We start from the raw sequence: 19,207 nt of genomic DNA on the forward strand, positions 1-19,207 counted from the left end.
ACAATTTAAGGGCGAGGAATATCCCTCATTTGCGCTTAAATGTCAAATGATTTGTGTAAAAACCAATCGGAGCCAAACAAATTTTGGATTAGATAGGTCTTCACGGTTAAGATGGCGGGGATTCTATCAGTATTTTTTTTTCATTGCTAATACTAATCTGCTCTAGCCCCGACATTCCTGTCATAGAGTGGAGCCTTATTGAAAGTATTGCAGGATTCCCGAGGTAGCTGTGAGTAAACGTCTGCTCAAGTCAGGCATGATTGTTAGTGCTATGACTTTGATTTCTCGTGTGCTTGGTTTAGTGCGCGATGTAGTAGTGGCGAATTTGATGGGGGCGGGCGCCAGCGCTGACGTCTTCTTCTTTGCCAATAAAATTCCGAATTTCTTACGTCGCCTGTTTGCTGAAGGGGCGTTTTCTCAGGCATTTGTACCAGTATTGACGGAGTACCATGCCGCAGGTGATATGGATAAAACCCGTCAGTTGATTGCCAGAGCTGCGGGTACTTTAGGTGTACTTGTCTCTATCGTTACAGTGCTGGGAGTTTTAGGCTCTGGTGTGGTCACGGCACTATTTGGCTTTGGCTGGTTCCTGGACTGGATGAACGGCGGGCCATCGGCTGAAAAGTTTGAGTTAGCGAGCTTCATCCTCAAGATCACCTTTCCTTATTTATGGTTCATTACTTTTGTCGCGTTATCTGGTGCGATTCTTAATACCATGGGTAAGTTTGCGGTATCGTCTTTTACGCCAGTGTTTCTCAATGTCATGATCATCCTCTCGGCGTGGTTTATTTCGCCGAATATGGCGCAGCCTGAAATCGGTCTTGCTATTGGGGTATTCCTTGGTGGCTTGGTTCAGTTTTTGTTCCAGATCCCTTTCCTTATTAAAGCAGGCGTCATGGTTAAGCCTCAATGGGGATGGCGTGATCCTGGAGTAGTGAAAATCCGCACTCTAATGATCCCTGCTTTATTTGGTGTATCGGTCAGTCAGATCAATTTGCTGTTTGATACCTTTATTGCCAGTTTCCTTCAGACAGGCTCTATCAGCTGGCTCTACTATTCTGATCGCCTGTTAGAATTCCCGCTTGGATTGTTTGGCATTGCCATCGCAACGGTCATTTTGCCGGCACTATCACGCAAGCATGTCGATTCCCACAGTGACGGTTTCTCACATACGATGGATTGGGGAGTCCGCATGGTGACACTGCTTGGTATTCCAGCGATGCTAGGTTTGATGGTATTAGCGAAACCTATGCTGATGGTGCTGTTTATGCGTGGTGAGTTCAGCCCTCAGGATGTTCAGTTTGCTTCGATGTCTCTGGTGGCCTATGCCTCTGGCTTGCTCAACTTTATGCTGATCAAAGTGCTAGCGCCGGGGTATTACTCTCGCCAAGACACTAAAACACCGGTCAAATATGGCATCATTGCTATGGTGACCAATATGGTCTTTAACGCCATTTTTGCTTGGTTCTATGGCTATGTTGGTTTGGCAATCGCAACGGCATTGTCTGCGTTTGTTAACATGTCTCTATTGTATAGAGGCTTACACGTGGCAGGTGTTTACAAGCTGACGAGCCGCACGGTCGCTTTTGTTGCTAAGCTGGCTTTGGCTGGAGGGCTGATGGTTGCAGCGATTCTCTGGCAATTAGAAGACATGTCAGTGTGGCTGACGTGGAGCCTGTTTGAGCGAGTGATGTCACTGACCATTTTGATTGGATTAGGTGCGGGTGTTTACCTGGTATCGCTCCTCATAATGGGTGTGCGTTTAAAAGATTTAAAAGCAGCGACAGAATAAGTAGGATTAGTATATAATCCGTCAGTTTCACGCTTTGCTAATAATAAAAGAGACAGGAATTAGAAGCTTCCAATGGAATTGATCCGAGGTATTCACAATATCAAAGCACACCATTCTGGGTGTGTCCTGACGATAGGAAACTTCGACGGTGTGCATTTGGGTCACCAAGCAGTACTGCGTCAAGTATCTGAACAGGCAGCCAAATTAGGTTTACCTGCTACGGTCATGACTTTTGAACCTCAACCTTTGGAATTGTTTGCAAAAGAGAAAGCACCAGCACGATTAACTCGGCTGAGAGACAAATTTGTTCAACTGAGCAAATTGAACATACAACGCTTACTTTGTGTGAATTTCAACAAGCGCTTTGCTAATCAGACTCCGGACGAGTTTATTAGCGACTTGTTGGTGAAGCGATTGGGTGTTAAGTTTCTCGTCGTTGGTGATGATTTCTGCTTTGGCAAAGGCCGAAAAGGCAACTTCAAGATGCTCAAAGAAGCCGGTGAAAAACATGGTTTTGAAGTGGTGAGCACACAAAGTTTCTGTCTTGAGCAATTGCGTGTCAGCAGTACTGCGATACGCGAAGCATTGGCAAGCGATGAGTTGAACTCAGCAGCAGAAATGCTGGGTCGAGATTACAGCATCAGTGGTCGAGTATCACACGGTCGCAAGTTAGGAAGAACCATTGGTTTTCCAACCGCGAATATCCCACTGAAGCGTTGCGTGTCACCTGTATCGGGCGTTTATGTCGTTGAGGCCTTAGGCCTTGGAGGCAAACCAATTGGGGGCGTAGCAAATATTGGCAACCGACCAACCGTGAACGGGGTTCGCCAGCAACTAGAAGTGCATTTATTTGACTTTCAAGCCAATTTATATGGCAAGCAGCTAGAAATTGTACTTTTACATAAGCTTCGCGATGAGCATAAATTTGACTCATTTGAAGCATTGAAACAACAAATTGAATTGGATGCTGAAGCAGCAAGGGTGTGGCTGCGTCAGCGTAATCGCTAAACGGTCTAGTCCACCGCTTGGCATAATGTCTAACATTCGCCCAACACAACGGAATTAAGAATCGATGAGTGAGTATAAAGATACCCTGAACCTTCCTGAAACAGGGTTTCCGATGCGCGGCAATCTGGCGAACCGCGAGCCAGAAATGCTTAAGCGTTGGTATAAAGAAGACCTTTACGGCGAAATCCGTAAAGCGAAGAAAGGCAAAAAATCTTTCGTTCTACACGATGGCCCTCCATACGCCAACGGTGACATTCATATTGGTCACGCACTAAACAAGATTCTTAAAGACATTATTATTAAATCCAAAACACTTTCAGGTTTTGACGCTCCTTACATTCCTGGCTGGGACTGCCACGGTCTACCTATTGAATTAATGGTAGAGAAAAAGGTTGGTAAGCCAGGTCAAAAAGTGACAGCGGCTGAGTTCCGTCAGAAATGTCGTGACTATGCTGCGGGTCAGGTAGAAGGTCAAAAAGAGAGCTTCAAACGCCTAGGTATCATGGGTGAGTGGGATAAGCCATACCGCACTATGGATTTCGCAACAGAAGCGAACATCATCCGTGCGCTAGGTAAAATCGCAGATAACGGCCACCTACTAAAAGGCTTCAAGCCAGTTCACTGGTGTACTGACTGTGGTTCTGCTCTTGCAGAAGCGGAAGTAGAGTACAAAGACAAAGTATCTCCATCTATCGACGTACGCTTTAAAGCGGCAGATGAAGCTGCGCTTCTCTCTAAGTTCTCATTGAACGAAGGTCACGAAGGTGAAGGCGAGATCTCGATCGTTATCTGGACAACTACACCATGGACACTGCCAGCAAACCGCGCAGTCTGTCTACGTGATGATCTAGAGTACGTATTGATTCAAGTCGAAGGCGATTCTAAAGAGCGAATCATCGTTGCTTCTGAGCTAGCGAAAGACGTGATGGATCGTGCGGGTATCGAGCACTTCCATAACCTTGGTTTTGCCAAAGGTAGCGATCTTGAACTATCTCAGTTTAACCACCCGTTCTACGATTTCACCGTTCCTGCGATCCTTGGCGATCACGTAACAACGGATTCTGGTACTGGTGTGGTTCACACAGCACCTGGCCACGGCCAAGAAGACTTTGCAGTCGGTAACAAGTACAACCTAGAAGTCGCTAACCCAGTAGGTTCAAACGGCGTTTACCTGCCGGATACTGAGCTGTTTGCTGGTCAACACGTGTTCAAAGCGAACGATGCAGTTGTTGAGACGCTAAAAGAGAAAGGCGCGCTTCTACATCACCACGCTTACGAGCACAGCTACCCGCATTGTTGGAGACACAAAACGCCAATCATCTTCCGTGCAACGCCACAATGGTTCGTCTCTATGGACCAAGCTGGCCTACGTGCAAAAGCACTAGAGTCAATCAAAGGTGTTGAGTGGATGCCAGAGTGGGGCCAAAGCCGCATCGAAGGTATGATTGAAGGTCGCCCAGAGTGGTGTATCTCTCGTCAACGTACTTGGGGTGTACCAATCGCTCTATTCGTTCATAAAGAAACGGCAGAGCTTCATCCAAATACGATCGAATTAGTAGAGAAAGTCGCTCTGCTGGTTGAAGAAAAAGGCATCCAAGCTTGGTGGGATCTAGAGATCTCTGACCTACTAGGTGAAGAAGCGGATAAGTACGAGAAAGTACTGGATACGCTAGACGTATGGTTCGATTCAGGTGTGACTCACTACTCAGTGGTTGATGCTCGTGAAGAGTACAACGGCGCGTCGGCAGACCTATATTTAGAAGGCTCTGACCAACACCGTGGTTGGTTCCAGTCTTCGCTCATTTCATCTATCGCGATGAAAGACGAAGCGCCATACAAGCAAGTGCTTACTCATGGTTTCGTGGTTGACGGTCAAGGCCGTAAGATGTCGAAATCTATCGGTAACGTGGTTGCGCCAAAAGATGTAACTAACAAGCTAGGTGCTGACATTCTGCGTCTATGGGTTGCTTCAACGGACTACACGGGTGAAGTGGCGGTTTCTGATGAAATCCTAAAACGCTCTGCAGATGCGTATCGTCGTATCCGTAACACTGCGCGTTTCTTCCTTGCCAACCTAAGCGGCTTTAACCCAGCCACGGACCTTGTTCCTGCTGAAGAAATGGTGGCGCTAGACCGTTGGGCTGTAGGTCGTGCACTGGCTGCTCAAGAAGAGATCGTGAAAGCGTACGGTGAGTACAACACTCACGCAGTAACACAGCGTTTAATGCAGTTCTGTTCTATCGAAATGGGCTCATTCTACCTAGACGTAATTAAAGATCGTCAGTACACAGCGAAACTTGGCGGCCACGCTCAACGTAGCTGTCAGACTGCGCTTTACTACATCGTAGAAGCGCTTGTTCGTTGGATGGCGCCAATCATGTCGTTCACTGCAGACGAGATCTGGAACGAGATGCCGGGCGAACGCGATAAGTTTGTATTCACAGGCGAGTGGTACGAAGGTCTGTTTGGTCTAGTTAAAGGTGAAGAGCTTAACAACGAATTCTGGGCTGAAATCCAAGCGGTTCGTGGCGGTGTGAACAAACTGCTAGAAGATGCTCGTAAAGAGAAGACCATTGGTGGTTCTCTGCAAGCAGAAGTGACCCTTTATGCTGATGATGCACTAGCGGCGAAACTAAACAAGCTTGAAGATGAACTGCGTTTTGCGTTACTGACATCAGCGGCGGTTGTGAAACCTCTAAGCGAGAAGTCAGAGGCTGCACAAGCAACTGATGTTGAAGGTCTGTTTGTTGAAGTGAAAGCAACGGAAAACGAGAAGTGTGACCGTTGTTGGCACCACACTCCAGACGTAGGCACAATCGAAGGTCATGAGAAGATTTGTGGTCGTTGTGTGTCTAACGTTGATGGTGAAGGTGAAACACGTCGCTTCGCGTAATTTATAGCAACTAGAAGTTGAACTTTATTGAGATAATATAGCCCCAGTACTGACTGGGGCTACTTTTAGGAATTGTATGAGCGAACAAGCACTCACTTTGAAGCAATCAGGCGTGCGCTGGTTGTGGCTAGCATTGGTTATCTTTCTAGCAGATATCGGTATTAAGCTGTTTGTGATGGATAACATGGGTTATGGCTGGGCGAATCGTATTGAGGTACTGCCTTTCTTTAATCTGCTTTACGTACATAACTACGGTGCTGCATTTAGCTTCCTTAGCGATCAGGCTGGCTGGCAACGTTGGTTGTTTACGGGTATCGCTTTTGCGGTAACCGCTATGCTGACTTACTGGATGAGTAAACTGCCAGCAAAAGAGAAATGGAATAATGTAGCTTATGCCATGATCATCGGTGGTGCGGTGGGTAACGTGTTTGATCGTGTGGTACACGGTTATGTTGTCGATTACCTAGACTTTTTCTGGGGTGACTACCACTGGCCAGCGTTTAATTTGGCAGACAGTACGATTTGTATTGGTGCTGCAATGATTATCCTTGATGGATTTCGTAAAAAAGACGCTGAAAAAAAAGCGTAAGCTGATAATGTTCGAATAACCCTAAGCGCTGTCTGTTGATTCAGAGAGCGCTTTTTACTATAACGAAGCCTCTATTGAATAGAAGCCAATATCTCCAATAACAAGGAAACAGTATTGTGACCACTATTGTCCAGGAATCCGCAGTAACGCTGCATTTTACAATCAAACTTAAAGATGGCTCGGTTGCGGATAGCACGCACAACATGGGTAAGCCTGCCAAGCTCGTTATCGGTGATGGCAGCCTAAGTGAAAACTTTGAGCAATGCTTGCTAGGACTTGAAGTGGGTGAGCAAAAGGCGATTGAGCTGAAAGCGGAAGATGCCTTTGGTGCGCCGAACCCAGACAATGTACATCATATGGATCGTGCAAGATTTGTTGGTGATGCAGAAGTTGAAGTGGGCACAATCATGGCTTTCTCTGGCCCTGATGGTATGGAAATCCCTGGAATCATTACCGAAATTGCGGGTGACTCAGTGACGGTTGATTTCAACCACCCGCTAGCAGGGCAAGATGTGACTTTTGAAGTTGAAATTTTGTCAGTAGAATAGCGGCCTGAAGCGATAAAATAATCACTATGAGCAATGAAATGAAAATTCTTTTAGCCAACCCACGTGGCTTTTGTGCAGGTGTTGATCGCGCGATCAGCATTGTTGAGCGTGCATTAGAAATGTATCAACCGCCGATTTATGTTCGTCATGAAGTTGTGCACAATCGATTTGTGGTCGAAGGTCTTAAGCAAAGAGGCGCTATCTTTGTGGAAGAGCTTCATGAAGTGCCAGATGACAATATTGTGATTTTCTCTGCTCATGGTGTGTCTCAGGCTGTTCGTAAAGAAGCGAAAGAGCGTGATCTGACCGTCTTTGATGCGACTTGCCCACTGGTAACCAAAGTTCATATGGAAGTGGCTCGTGCAAGCCGTCGTCATATGGAAGTGGTCTTGATCGGTCATGCTGGACACCCAGAAGTCGAAGGTACAATGGGCCAGTATGCCAGTGAACAAGGTGGTATGTACTTAGTTGAGACGCCAGCGGATGTGGCCGCTCTCAAAGCAAAAGTCAAAGACCAGAGTAATCTGCATTACGTAAGTCAGACGACATTGTCTGTAGATGAAACCGCTGATGTTATAACTGAGCTGCGTCGCGTCTTCCCAGAGATTCAGGGGCCACGCAAAGACGATATCTGTTACGCCACACAGAATCGTCAGGATGCAGTACGAGAAATGGCAACAGACGTTGATGTAGTGATTGTTGTCGGTTCTAAAAACTCATCTAACTCGACTCGTCTGAAAGAGCTGGCTGAAAAGCTGGGTACTCCAGGGTATCTGACAGACTGCCCGGAAGATATCGAGCCCGAATGGTTTAACGATAAAGTGAAAGTAGGTGTAACGGCGGGGGCGTCAGCGCCAGAAGAGTTGGTTAATCAGATTCTGGAACGCATCAAAGAGCTTGTTGGCACACGTTCGGTAGAAGAAGTACTCGGCCGTGAAGAAAACATGTTCTTTGAAGTACCAAAAGAGCTACAGATTAAACAGGTCGACTAGAGACTTGAAAGGATAACAAGGCGACACTAAGTCGCCTTTTTTACATCTGATTTAAATGCAGAAAACTGGCTTTAATCTGATTTTTCGCTATCGTGAGCATTTTGCTCATCGACGCTTGTTTAGCAGTTTCAGACAAAAGAAAAGGCTCCCTAAGGAGCCTTAATCAATATGCCAATCTATAGACTTAAGCGGTTTCAGTCGCTACTTTTGGCTTGTCTTCATCCGCTAGGTCAGTTTCCCCTTTGCCTTTAGACTTTTTGATGACGTAGGCCGTTGTCGCAAGTGAGAACAAGATACCAGCGATGGTAGAAACGTTCATTGGTAGACCAAACCCTAGCGTGCTGTTGTTTAGGATAAAGGTCACCACGACAGTCGTCATAAAGATTGCTGGAATCGTAGTGATCCAGTGCAGCTTGTTGTGACGAAGTAGGTAAGCTGAAGCCGTCCACAGCATCATAACTGCTGTTGTCTGGTTAGCGAAGCCGAAGTAACGCCAGATAACACCGAAGTCTACCTGAGTTAGGATGCCACCAATCACGAAAAGAGGGACAGCCATCAGTAGGCGGTTACGTAGCGTTTTCTGTTCCATGTTGAAGTATTCAGCCAAGATCAAACGGCTAGAGCGGAACGCAGTATCACCGGATGTAATTGGTAGAATCACGACACCTAAGAAGGCAATCACACCACCAAATACACCAAGCAGGCCAAATGAAGAACTGTATACTACGTTACCTGGGCCGCCGTTTTTCACAGCTTCAGAAAGCGCATCAAGGTTACCGAAGAAAGATAGAGCAATCGCACACCAGATAAGCGCAATCACACCTTCACCAATCATGGCACCGTAGAAAACGAATCGACCATTTTTCTCATTCTCCATACAACGAGCCATCAAAGGTGACTGAGTAGCGTGGAAACCAGAGATAGCACCACATGCGATGGTGATAAATAGCGCTGGCCACAGTGGCATGTCGTTCGGGTTGAGGTTAGTGAACATATCCGTTACTTGGAAATCGCCCATTACGGTGTGCTCGCTAGATAGTGCCACTGCTGTCATCAAGCCAACCGACATAAAGATCAATAGAGCGCCAAACAGTGGGTAAAAGCGACCGATGATTTTGTCGACAGGAACGATAGTGGCGATGATGTAGTAAGCAAAAATAGCAATGACCATGGTCGTCATGCTGACAGACAAGCTAGTCTGGTCGTTGATCAGGTTAGTGATCATTCCTGCAGGTGCAGAAACGAATACCACACCGACCAGAAGCAATAGGACAATGGCAAAGATATTCATAAAGTGTTTTGCACCATTGCCTAGATAGCGGCCTGTGATTGTTGGCACAGAAGCGCCACCGTTACGTACCGACAGCATGCCGGAGAAGTAGTCGTGCACGGCACCAGCGAAAATACAGCCAATGACAATCCATAGCATGGCCGCTGGGCCGTAAAGCGCGCCCATGATAGGACCGAAGATAGGGCCAACACCAGCGATGTTCAGAAGCTGAACCAGATAGACTTTCTTAGTCGACATTGGAACATAGTCGACGCCATCAGCTTGTGTGTGGGCTGGAGTTTGGCGTTTTTCATTGATGCCGAAAACTTTCTCAACAAATGCCCCATAAATGAAGTATCCACCTATCAAGGCTGCAACACAGGTTAAAAACCACAACATAGCACTCGTTCCTTAGTGATAATTTAATAAGTTCAGTCTGGATATTACGCTGACCCGAAGCAATCCACATTCGGATCTCAATTGAGTGGTCGTATACCCAATTGAGTGGTATTTGGCACCATTAAGCGGTTTTTCCTCTTTGCGAGTGGCAATGTTGAGGATTTAGTGGTTTCATTAATAGAGTTTCTATAAAAACAAGGAAAAACAATGAGAAAACTCATTTTTCTGATGTTGGTATCGACCTTGATGGCTTGCGCTGCCAGTACTGAACAGCTGGCCAAGGAAGGAGATTGGTATGAGATTGGGTACCAAGACGGCGTACGTGGTCAAGCTCAGCGTCCGTATAAAGAGTTGGCCAGTTTGGGCAGTGTTAAACAGGGCGACTATGATCAGGGTTACCTGAGCGGAATTAAAGAATACTGCAACCCGAATGTTGCCTATCAGATTGGTTTAACGGGGCAATATTATGAGGGCGTGTGTGAAGGCACGGCAGATGCGCAGAAGTTTCGAATGGAATGGAAGCGTGGTTGGGATGAACACGCTAACGAGTATTACTAAATAAAAAGGCTTGGTATTTACCAAGCCTTTTTACGTTAATGATTGTGATTTTCTACTGCTCGTCTCAGGAAGCCTTCCTGATGTTGGAGCTGGTTTCTGGCACTGTCGATATCCATTCCGGTCAGGATCATTAAGATGGCAAGCTTTACGTCATATTCCGTTTGCTCTAATACCGTGACTGCTTGCTGCTTATCACACTCAGTCGCCTGCATGACGATACGAGCGGCACGTGCGACCAGCTTCTTGTTGGTCGCTTTCACATCAACCATCAAGTTTTGATAGCTTTTGCCCAGTCGAATCATACTGGCTGTAGTCAGCATGTTGAGAACCAGCTTCTGCGCCGTTCCCGACTTTAATCGTGTTGAACCTGTTAACGCTTCAGGGCCTACTACTGGGCTAATCGCGATTTGTGCGACTTCTGCAATGATGGAATCCGGGTTACATGATAGAGCCACTGTAGTCGCCCCAAGGTCGTTGGCGTATTCCAGCGCACCAATAACGTAAGGCGTTCGACCGCTAGCGGCAATTCCTACTACAACGTCTTTGTCGCTGAACTCAATCGACTTCAAATCATCAACGCCAAGCTCTGGCGAATCTTCCGCGCCTTCTTTGGCTTTGAGGATAGCATCCGGGCCGCCTGCAATCAGGCCGATGACCATTTGATCGGAGACGCCAAACGTAGGAGGACACTCCGAGGCATCAAGGATCCCCAAACGTCCGCTGGTACCAGCGCCCATATATACTAATCGGCCACCCGATTTGAATGCTTGGGTGATTTTGTCCACCGCCTGAGCAATTTCAGGCAGCACTTTTTCTACCGCGAGTGGAACGAGTTTATCTTGCTGGTTAATTCTTTTAACGATTTCCAGAGAAGGCAGCAGGTCAATATCCATCGTTTCTGGGTTACGACCTTCAGAAACCAAATGGGAAAGCGCTGCGATTAGTGCATCGTTGGTCATAATCGTCCTTATTTAATCGGCAAAGTACATCACACCAAGAGAAGCAGGATGGCTCGCTCCGGTGACTTCTGGCAAATTGCTTGGCAGGTTGTGAATGCGGCGATAGGCAAGCCAAGCAAATGCCATCGCTTCCATATTCTGACTGTCGACACCTTGTGAGTCTGTAGAGTCAACAGACCAAGCAGGTAGTAGTGCTTTCAGTCGATTCATCAACAGTGGATTACAGGCGCCACCGCCACAAATCAATAGTTGTGGCGTCTCACCCAACGAGAACTTTTCTACCTCGGAGCTAATGGTTCGCGCGGTGTATTCGCACAATGTTCGCTGAACATCTTCAGCGGAGCAGTTATGGTTGCTCAGAATAGCCTCTAACCAAGGTAAATTAAACAGCTCTCGCCCCGTGCTCTTGGGTGCTTTTTGCGCAAGATACGGTTCTTGAAGTAGGGTGTTGAGCAGTGTTGTATCTACATGGCCTTGTTGTGCGAATAATGCGTCTTTGTCGTAAGGCTGGCCTTGGTGCTGGTGACACCAAGCGTCCATCAACATATTGCCCGGCCCGGTATCGTAACCGATGACAGGGTGATCAGGGCGAAGCACAGAGATGTTGGCAATCCCGCCAATATTGAGCACTACTATGCTCGATGTATTTGATTGAAACAGCGACTGATGGAAGGCTGGAACCAGTGGTGCGCCTTGCCCACCCAGAGCCATGTCTTTACGCCTGAAATCGGCAATTGTTGTAATGCCGGTTCGTGTTGCAATGATATTGGCATCACCGATCTGAGTCGTAAACGGCGCGTCACCTGTTGGCTGGTGGAAAACCGTCTGACCGTGGTTACCGATCGCGGTAATTTGCTCTTTACTGTGACCTGTTTTTTCAAGTAAAGCTAACACTGCATCGGCATACAAATGGCCTAGTTGGTGATCCAGCGTGCCTACCTGTTTTAAATTGGTTTGTTGGCCGAGACAGATATCGAGCACTTGCTCTTTGACCGCCAAAGGTATTGGGTAATCGGCATGGTCGATTAACTGGATGTGTCCGTCACTTACTTCTACCAGTGCGACATCAATACCATCCAGACTGGTGCCAGACATGATGCCAATATAAAGCTCTTTATCCATTACGAATTTCCACCTGTTGTCTGGCTAACAGAGTTGCACCATCAAGCGCATCTCCTATTGAAGTGATTAGGCGTGAGCGCCATTCATCACTGATATGTTGCTGATAGTATGCGCCCAAACTTCCTAAAAAAGCGATATCTAACTCATTATTTTCACAGCACTTTGTCACAAGCTCATCAATATGATTCTGCCCACGTCTAAGAATCACATGGCTTACTGGGCAGCCTTGATGCGCGTGGTCCAAAAGGGCAGGGACCAATTGCGCAAAGCGTGAAGCATTCGCTGTGGTCAGCCATTGCAAAATATCACCGCGCTGGCTTCCCAGATGCTGAGATAGATAGTCGGTCAACGGGCTAGTAGTTTGCTGTTCAATGGCTTCAATTAATGCCTGTACGGCCTGTTGCCCTAGCCAAGCGCCACCACCTTGATCGCCAATTGGAAAGCCCCAACCGCCATACATGTGAGTTGAGCCATCGGTCTCTAGCCGGGTAGCGACACTGCCTGTACCAATGGCGAGGCAGTTCACGGCTTGACCTTGATTGACACCCAATAAAGAAATATGAGCATCGGTTGTAACTAAGCGGTTAGGGTATTTGAGTAGCGACTGCTCAAGTGCTTGTCTTGCATTGACGTTGCCAGCGCCGGCAACGCCAATGACAATGAATACCTGCTGAGGCGTCAGTTTTACTTGTGCTAGGCAAGTTTCAATTGCCTCCCGTATTTGATGATGCGCTTGCTCTTTTTGTTGAGTTAGAGAAGACGGGCCCACAGTCAAGATGAAAGCCGGGTTAGTCGCTAGCGAGTCTAAAGCTGTCAGACGTAAGGCGGTTTTGGTTCCGCCTCCGTCGATTGCAAGTAAATGCGTAATCATAGTCGAGCCGTTTGCAACTGCTCTTGTGGCTGTGTTTTACCACACAAGCAGACACCAAATGAAACTAAGGTACCGATACAAAGCTGATAAGGGAACGCTAAGCTCAGCCCTGCCCAATCTGGATTGATGAGCCCGAGCGTGTTGTCCCAAACGTAAGCCTGCAGCAACAGTGTGGTCAGGAAGCCAGCGACCAGTGCCATCGCAACCGAACGCTCACTGCCTCGGTCCGTAAACAGAGCGGTGAAATAGACACCAAGGAGACCCGTGTAGGCAAATACCATCACACTGAGTGCGAACGCGAGCAGTGGCATGTCCGTGTATTGCTGCCAGTAGAAACACAAGATTCCCATGCTACCCAGTGCAACTGCCGCAATTGCCATTCCAAATCGACCGACTTTGACATAGTGGACGTCATCTTGCTGGCCATCACGAGCTTCTTTCCATGGCTTGTACAAGTCTTGAGTGGCCACGGAAGACATTGAGTTAAGACCAGAGTTCAGCGTCGATAGCGCCGCAGCGACAACCCCCACCGTCACGAGGCCACGTAAGCCTGCTGGCATTTCGTTCAGCACGTAGTACATAAAGATAGTGACATTTTCGCCATTGAAGCTTTGTACGACATCTTGCCCTTCGACTCCCATCAGATCAGGACGCTGGTAGAACACATACAATAGCAAGCCAATGGTCATAAAAATCAGAACAATCGGCAGTGAAAAGATAATTGAATTAACCATTGCCTGTGAGCCTTGTTTGGCGGTCTTACAGGTTAAAACGCGTTGAGTCATATCTTGATCGAGGCCAAACGCACCGATATTCAGTAGCACGAAGCCAGTGATACAAGCCCAGAAGCTAAAGGTTCCTGCTGGTGAGAAATCAAGGCTAAAGTCGAGCAAGGTAAGCTTTGAGTCTTGTTCTGGCCCTGGGTTCTCTAACACGTGCATGATTTGGCTAAAGTCTGCTGGAATTTGACCCAGCAGGTAAATAATTACAGCCAGCGCCGCGCCGACGTAAACAATTAACTGGATCAGGTCACTCCAGATTACAGAGCGAATCCCACCCATGTAAGTGTAAGCAAGGCCAACAACGACCAAAATAACAACCGAAGCGATAACGCTGGTTGGGTTGATGTTGGTAAACAGAATCATCGAGACCGCAATCGCTGCCATATACAGTCGTGAGCCAGAAGCAAAAACGCGTCCAACCAGATACATCAGCCCGGCACGCTGTTTGGTTTTCTCGCCAAAACGTACTTTGAGTAATTCATAAACAGTCGACACTTTATTCTGGTAGAAGCGTGGGATCAGAATCCAAGCAACGAACAGAGCGCCGAGAATACCGCCTATATTGGTGGCTAGGTAAGTTAAGTCACCACGGTAACTGGAATCTGGGCCGCCCAGAAATGTTGCCGCTGACTGAGATGTTGCCAGAACGGAAACGGCCACTACCCACATTGGCATACTATTCCCACCAAGGAAGTAATCCTTAGTGGAAGTAATTTTGACTCGGCTGAAATGCCAGCCAGTATAGGCAATGATCGCAAAGTATAAGGCGAACACAGCCCAGTCGAGAGAGGTAAATAAAGAATTCATCGCAGCTCCATAGCCTGAATCATGTAGGGAATCTATTTATCGTTTTTTAGCAGTATGCTGATATGAATAGTTCATTCCTAAGTCTATTCTTTGATGGAATAATGACCGCTTTGATTCTATGATCCTGTTCTCAGTTCACGCGTTAGTTTATTCCAAATTTCTGTTTGGACTGGAATAACTATTCCCCAGTTTAACGCGGCTGAGTACACTGAAAATCAAATAGAGGAGGGGAAGATGAAAGTTTTAGCTCGAATTCGTGCACTGTTACCTCAGCTTTCACCAGCAGATAACAAGATAGCTCGATATTTACTCGAATACCCTCAACAGGTAAAACAGTTCTCTTCTCCTGAGCTGGCAAAAGCCATCGGTGTCAGCCAATCGACAATTGTGAAATTTAGTCAGAAGATCGGCTACAGTGGCTTCTCCGATTTGAAAATTCGCTTATATGAGAGTGAATTGGCGTATCAACCCAGTTCAAAGAAAGCGATTCACGGCACCATCTCACGCAGCGATAACATGGCTCTGGTGATGGCTAAGTTATTATCGAGTAAACAGCAGTCACTTGACCGAACTGTAGCACTCAATGATGCAGACACGATTCAGCAAGCGGCAGGCTACCTGCACTTAGCCGGAAAAATTCAGATTGCGGGCGTTGGCGCTTCTTCGCTGGTCGCCAAAGATTTGAGCTACAAGCTGACCAAAATTGGCCATGCGGTGCACTGCGAGTACGATGCACATATTCAGATAGCCAATGCCGCAGCGCTGAGTGAGAACGATGTGCTGGTTGCGTTGTCGTATTCCGGGCGAAGTCGAGAGGTGCTGAGCATTGCTCAACTGGCACGCAGTAAAGGCGCTAAGGTGATCATCATCAGTCAGCTGGCTCCGACACCATTGGATAGATACGCCGACATCAAACTGATGACGGCGGCAGATGAGGAGCAGATAAGAAGCTCTTCCATTACAGCACGAGACAGTCAGCTGCTGATGACAGACTTACTCTTCATTGCGTTAACTCAGCAGGAAGAGAGCGCTGACCAATTAATTGAACAAAGTAAATCCGCTGTTGCGGTTTTAAAACAGTAAGGAATGATTATGGGACCTTTATGGGTTGATGTAGAAGGTTGCGAACTGACCGCAGAAGACAGAGAAATTCTTGAGCACCCAACCGTCGGTGGCGTCATTCTGTTTGCCCGCAACTATCACGATAATGAGCAGTTGCTGGCCCTGAACAAGTCGATTCGTCAGGCTGCGAAACGTCCGATTCTTATTGGCGTCGATCAGGAAGGCGGCCGAGTTCAACGTTTCAAGGAAGGCTTTTCCCTTATCCCTGCGGCGGAATCCTATGCCAAGCAAGCGAATGGCGAAAAGCTGGCTGAACAAGGCGGTTGGTTAATGGCGGCAGAACTGATTGCTCATGACATCGATCTAAGCTTTGCTCCGGTACTGGATAAAGGTCATGAGTGTAAGGCGATTGGTAGCCGCTCATTTGGTGAAGATGTCGATACCATCATCCGCCACAGCAATGCTTACATGCGCGGCATGAAAGCGGTGGGTATGGCAACGACAGGCAAACACTTTCCCGGCCACGGCGGTGTGATTGCGGACTCGCATCTGGAAACCCCTTATGATCAGCGAGATACCATTCTCGAACAGGATATGGCGATTTTTAAAGCTCAGATTGAGGCGGGGCTATTGGATGCGATGATGCCTGCGCATGTGGTGTTCCCTCATTATGACGACCAGCCTGCCAGTGGCTCTGAGTTCTGGCTCAAGAATGTGCTGAGAAAACAATTGGGCTTCAATGGCATTATTTTCTCTGATGATCTGACGATGGAAGGCGCATCTGTAATGGGTGGCCCAGCTGAGCGTGCTCATCAGTCTCTGGCATCGGGCTGCGACATGGTGTTGGTGTGCAATAAGCGTGATGCGCAGATTGAAGTGTTGGACAATCTGCCTGTGATGGAAACGCCACAAGCAACTGAGCTATTGAAGAAACAATCTTTCACTTTGTCTGAGCTGCGTAGCAGTAATGAGTGGAAGCAGGCTTCCGAAGCCATGAAACGCGTTATTGGATAAGTTAAAAGTAACGAGAGAACTAGAGCCGCAATAGCGGCTCTTTTTAGTGGAAGCCGAGCATTTCTTTTAACGTTTTCAGGTAGCGACGGCTGACGGGAATCGGGTGATCACTGACAGTGATGATCTCTGCCAATCCGTTCTCTAACAATTTGATTTCTTTGATCGCTTTGATGTTAACCAGAAACTGCCGATGACAGCGTACCAGAGGCGTTTTTTCTTCGAGCACTTTGAGCGTCAGCTGTGAAGTGGCTTTTTGTTCTTCTGTCTGGACATGAACGCCGCTGATATCACTGTAAGCAAACTCCACATCTTGAGTCGGAATGATGACAATCCGATTCAGGCCAATACAAGGCACCTGATCTAGGCTAGATGGGGTGATCGCTGAGACTTGTTCCTGAGTATTACTGCTGACTGACCTAAGAAGGCGTTTAATGGTTTTGTCCAACCGACAGGTATCTACCGGTTTCAATAAGTAATCGAACGCATTGTCTTCAAACGCCTGAATAGCGAACTCATCGTAGGCGGTGACAAACACAACTTTTGGCATGGTTTCAGGATCAAGCATCCCAAGTAGCTCAATGCCTGTGATTTGCGGCATCTGAATATCGAGAAAGACCACATCGGGTTTAAGCTGGTTAATCTTTTTCAGACCTTCAATCGCATTACTGGCCTGATCTATGACAGTGATTTGGCCCGACTCTTCAAGCAGCTCAGTCAGCTCTTCACGCGCAAACAGTTCGTCATCTATGACTAAAGCAGAAAGCATATCCGTGTCCTAATTCATTTTCTTTTCGGGAATGAGGAAGCTCATTCTCGTCAGTTGGTCTGGCGTCACATCAATATTGAGTGATGCCGCCTGACCAAACTTGTTGGTCAAACGCTTATCGACGATTTGCATCCCCAGCCCCTGATGATTGTCGGCTGGTGGTGTGTAACTGCCTGCATTGTCTTCCACACACAGCTGATAACCCTGCGCAAGTTTTTGGCTGTAAATGCGGATCTTTCCTCCTTCCAGTAGGTTTGATATGCCGTGCTTAATGGCGTTCTCGACTAAAGGTTGTAGGGTAAAGGTCGGCAGTTTGCGCTCCAGCAATGCGGAATCAATATCAATATCCACTTCTAATCGGTCGGTAAAACGCGCTTTTTCGACGGTGAGATAAGCGTTAACGTGCGCCAATTCTTCTTTAAGAGTAACCGTTTCTACATCTTGTTTGAGGTTACTCCGGAAGAAATGTGACAAGTGCTGAATCAACTCACGAGCTTTAGGAGGGTCGCGACGAATGACGGCACTGATGGTGTTTAGCGCGTTAAACAGAAAGTGTGGGTTTACTTGCGCATGGAGCAATTTTATCTCTGCTTGAGAGAGTAAAGTGCGTTTCTGTTGGTAGTCACCAAATAGGATCTGACTGGAAAGCAACTGTGCTATCCCTTCGGCCATCGACATATTGATGGTCGAAAACAGCTTACGTTTCGGCTCGTACAGCTTAATGGTGCCAATTACTTTATCTCCTGAGTGCAGAGGAATAATCAGCGCAGAGCCCAGTTTGCAACTTTTAGAGATTGAACACTGATATGGCTTGTCTTTGCCATCGAGGTAGATGATGTCGTTACGTGAGATTGCATCGAGTGTACTTTGCGAAGAGATCGGCGTTTCTGGTTTATGGTGATCGTCACCAATGCCCACAAACGCGAGGATCTTCTCATTGTCAGTGATCGACACGGCGCCCACATTGGTTTCTTCGTAAACGATTCGAGCAATCTTTTCCGCATTTTTCGTGTTGAAACCAGAAGCGAGAATACCAACCGACCGTTCGGCGATATTCAATGCCCGGCGCGAGAAGGTGGCGGAGTACTCTTCAAAGATAGTTTTTCGATCCTGCAGTATGCTCATAAATAGCGCTGCGCCGACTGAGTTTGCGATGATCATTGGGGCGGCAATCGCAGAGACTAATGAATATGCCTGATCAAATGGTTTAGCGACGATCAAAATGATCGCCATTTGGGCGATCTCTGCCACTAAGGTGACCGCAAACACCACGCTTGGGTTAAACAGTTGGGCACCTTTGCCCCGCCTGAGCAGGTAGGTGTGTAACAAGCCACCAATCAAACCTTCCGCGGTGGTCGAGATAGCACAAGCAAGGTCGGTAAACCCGCCAAGCGAGTAACGATGCAAACCGCCAGTTAACCCGACAAAGAAGCCAACCACAGGCCCACCAAATAAACCACCCATCACGGCTCCGATCGCACGCGTGTTGGCAATCGCATCATTGATCTGCAAACCAAAGTACGTCCCCATGACACAAAACAGAGAGAACAGTACATAGACGCTGAGTTTGTGTGTCAGGCGGTTAGAGATACTCAGCAATGGCAGGAAAATGGGGGTCTTACTTAGCATATAAGCAAGGACTAAGTAGACACACATCTGCTGAAGTAAGGAAAGAATGAGATCCATGAGTGAAGTAATATGCTGGGCTATAGGCTTATTTTAGAAAAGATAAGTTGAAGAAAACATGCATGAGTCGAAGTTTTTCAACTAACTAG

General features: G+C 47.3%; 16 protein-coding genes. 9 read left to right on the top strand and 7 right to left on the bottom strand.

The features are described from left to right. Positions 1-229 precede the first annotated feature (229 nt). The 6 genes from murJ to ispH all read left to right on the top strand — a co-directional run bounded on the left by murJ (position 230) and on the right by ispH (position 7,822). Entirely contained in the window at positions 230-1,792 is a 1,563-nt protein-coding gene (gene murJ, locus FIU99_RS02820) for a murein biosynthesis integral membrane protein MurJ (RefSeq protein WP_006957715.1), read from the top strand. A gap of 72 nt (positions 1,793-1,864) precedes the next feature. Then, a complete protein-coding gene (gene ribF / locus FIU99_RS02825; RefSeq protein ID WP_006957714.1) occupies positions 1,865-2,800 on the top strand; it encodes a bifunctional riboflavin kinase/FAD synthetase in 936 nt (311 codons plus the stop codon). A gap of 64 nt (positions 2,801-2,864) precedes the next feature. Next, on the top strand, positions 2,865-5,693 hold the full coding sequence (ileS, locus tag FIU99_RS02830) for an isoleucine--tRNA ligase (protein WP_006957712.1): 2,829 nt from the start codon (positions 2,865-2,867) through the stop codon (positions 5,691-5,693). Between the two features lie 76 nt (positions 5,694-5,769). Next, positions 5,770-6,282 carry a signal peptidase II gene (gene lspA, locus FIU99_RS02835; RefSeq protein WP_006957711.1) on the top strand — a complete coding sequence of 171 codons (513 nt, stop codon included), beginning with the start codon at positions 5,770-5,772 and terminating at the stop codon, positions 6,280-6,282. Positions 6,283-6,398: 116 nt separating this feature from the next. After that, a complete protein-coding gene (gene fkpB / locus FIU99_RS02840) occupies positions 6,399-6,830 on the top strand; it encodes an FKBP-type peptidyl-prolyl cis-trans isomerase (protein ID WP_006957709.1) in 432 nt (143 codons plus the stop codon). Positions 6,831-6,856: 26 nt separating this feature from the next. Further along, positions 6,857-7,822, top strand: coding sequence for a 4-hydroxy-3-methylbut-2-enyl diphosphate reductase (ispH, locus tag FIU99_RS02845; protein ID WP_006957707.1), 966 nt, complete (start codon positions 6,857-6,859; stop codon positions 7,820-7,822). 184 nt (positions 7,823-8,006) lie between these two features. On the opposite strand, the gene FIU99_RS02850 is transcribed toward ispH, so the two are convergent. Then, complete coding sequence (locus FIU99_RS02850; RefSeq protein WP_021456367.1) at positions 8,007-9,491, bottom strand: carbon starvation protein A; 1,485 nt, start codon at positions 9,489-9,491, stop codon at positions 8,007-8,009. A 207-nt stretch (positions 9,492-9,698) separates the two neighbouring features. Between FIU99_RS02850 and FIU99_RS02855 the strand changes: the two genes are divergently transcribed. Beyond that, a complete protein-coding gene (locus FIU99_RS02855; protein ID WP_082313424.1) occupies positions 9,699-10,049 on the top strand; it encodes a DUF2799 domain-containing protein in 351 nt (116 codons plus the stop codon). Positions 10,050-10,084: 35 nt separating this feature from the next. Here FIU99_RS02855 and murQ read toward each other — a convergent pair whose 3' ends face one another. The 4 genes from murQ to FIU99_RS02875 are packed head-to-tail and all read right to left on the bottom strand — an operon-like array spanning position 10,085 to position 14,590. Next, positions 10,085-11,008, bottom strand: coding sequence for an N-acetylmuramic acid 6-phosphate etherase (murQ, locus tag FIU99_RS02860; protein ID WP_152471992.1), 924 nt, complete (start codon positions 11,006-11,008; stop codon positions 10,085-10,087). Positions 11,009-11,020: 12 nt separating this feature from the next. Then, positions 11,021-12,130 (bottom strand): anhydro-N-acetylmuramic acid kinase, encoded by a 1,110-nt coding sequence (locus FIU99_RS02865; protein WP_152471993.1) that lies wholly within the window; start codon positions 12,128-12,130, stop codon positions 11,021-11,023. Next, positions 12,123-13,001: a BadF/BadG/BcrA/BcrD ATPase family protein gene (locus FIU99_RS02870; RefSeq protein ID WP_152471994.1), complete on the bottom strand. Its 879-nt coding sequence runs from the start codon at positions 12,999-13,001 to the stop codon at positions 12,123-12,125. Before FIU99_RS02870 ends, FIU99_RS02865 begins: the two co-directional genes overlap by 8 nt. After that, a complete protein-coding gene (locus tag FIU99_RS02875; RefSeq protein WP_152471995.1) occupies positions 12,998-14,590 on the bottom strand; it encodes a sodium:solute symporter in 1,593 nt (530 codons plus the stop codon). The genes FIU99_RS02870 and FIU99_RS02875 overlap by 4 nt, the downstream gene beginning before the upstream one ends. 234 nt (positions 14,591-14,824) lie before the next feature. Between FIU99_RS02875 and FIU99_RS02880 the strand changes: the two genes are divergently transcribed. Further along, positions 14,825-15,673, top strand: a complete 849-nt coding sequence (locus tag FIU99_RS02880; RefSeq protein WP_152471996.1) for a MurR/RpiR family transcriptional regulator — start codon at positions 14,825-14,827, stop codon at positions 15,671-15,673. A 9-nt stretch (positions 15,674-15,682) separates the two neighbouring features. Further along, a complete protein-coding gene (gene nagZ / locus FIU99_RS02885) occupies positions 15,683-16,666 on the top strand; it encodes a beta-N-acetylhexosaminidase (RefSeq protein WP_006957691.1) in 984 nt (327 codons plus the stop codon). 43 nt (positions 16,667-16,709) lie between these two features. On the opposite strand, the gene btsR is transcribed toward nagZ, so the two are convergent. Together btsR and FIU99_RS02895 are read right to left on the bottom strand one after the other, a co-directional pair. Further along, positions 16,710-17,432 carry a two-component system response regulator BtsR gene (gene btsR / locus FIU99_RS02890; RefSeq protein WP_006957689.1) on the bottom strand — a complete coding sequence of 241 codons (723 nt, stop codon included), beginning with the start codon at positions 17,430-17,432 and terminating at the stop codon, positions 16,710-16,712. 9 nt (positions 17,433-17,441) lie between these two features. Next, a complete protein-coding gene (locus FIU99_RS02895) occupies positions 17,442-19,118 on the bottom strand; it encodes a sensor histidine kinase (protein WP_006957687.1) in 1,677 nt (558 codons plus the stop codon). Between the last annotated feature and the right edge of the window lie 89 nt (positions 19,119-19,207).

The sequence above is a fragment of the Vibrio sp. THAF64 genome (assembly GCF_009363455.1).
Taxonomy (GTDB): domain Bacteria; phylum Pseudomonadota; class Gammaproteobacteria; order Enterobacterales; family Vibrionaceae; genus Vibrio; species Vibrio coralliilyticus.

Coding starts and splice junctions, on each gene's coding strand:
- lspA (WP_006957711.1), top strand. CDS start 5,770: ATGAGCGAACAAGCACTCACTTTGAAGCAATCAGGCGTGCGCTGGTTG.
- FIU99_RS02870 (WP_152471994.1), bottom strand. CDS start 13,001: ATGATTACGCATTTACTTGCAATCGACGGAGGCGGAACCAAAACCGCC.
- btsR (WP_006957689.1), bottom strand. CDS start 17,432: ATGCTTTCTGCTTTAGTCATAGATGACGAACTGTTTGCGCGTGAAGAG.
- FIU99_RS02850 (WP_021456367.1), bottom strand. CDS start 9,491: ATGTTGTGGTTTTTAACCTGTGTTGCAGCCTTGATAGGTGGATACTTC.
- FIU99_RS02855 (WP_082313424.1), top strand. CDS start 9,699: ATGAGAAAACTCATTTTTCTGATGTTGGTATCGACCTTGATGGCTTGC.
- FIU99_RS02875 (WP_152471995.1), bottom strand. CDS start 14,590: ATGAATTCTTTATTTACCTCTCTCGACTGGGCTGTGTTCGCCTTATAC.
- ileS (WP_006957712.1), top strand. CDS start 2,865: ATGAGTGAGTATAAAGATACCCTGAACCTTCCTGAAACAGGGTTTCCG.
- nagZ (WP_006957691.1), top strand. CDS start 15,683: ATGGGACCTTTATGGGTTGATGTAGAAGGTTGCGAACTGACCGCAGAA.
- ribF (WP_006957714.1), top strand. CDS start 1,865: ATGGAATTGATCCGAGGTATTCACAATATCAAAGCACACCATTCTGGG.
- FIU99_RS02895 (WP_006957687.1), bottom strand. CDS start 19,118: ATGGATCTCATTCTTTCCTTACTTCAGCAGATGTGTGTCTACTTAGTC.
- FIU99_RS02865 (WP_152471993.1), bottom strand. CDS start 12,130: ATGGATAAAGAGCTTTATATTGGCATCATGTCTGGCACCAGTCTGGAT.
- ispH (WP_006957707.1), top strand. CDS start 6,857: ATGAGCAATGAAATGAAAATTCTTTTAGCCAACCCACGTGGCTTTTGT.
- murQ (WP_152471992.1), bottom strand. CDS start 11,008: ATGACCAACGATGCACTAATCGCAGCGCTTTCCCATTTGGTTTCTGAA.
- FIU99_RS02880 (WP_152471996.1), top strand. CDS start 14,825: ATGAAAGTTTTAGCTCGAATTCGTGCACTGTTACCTCAGCTTTCACCA.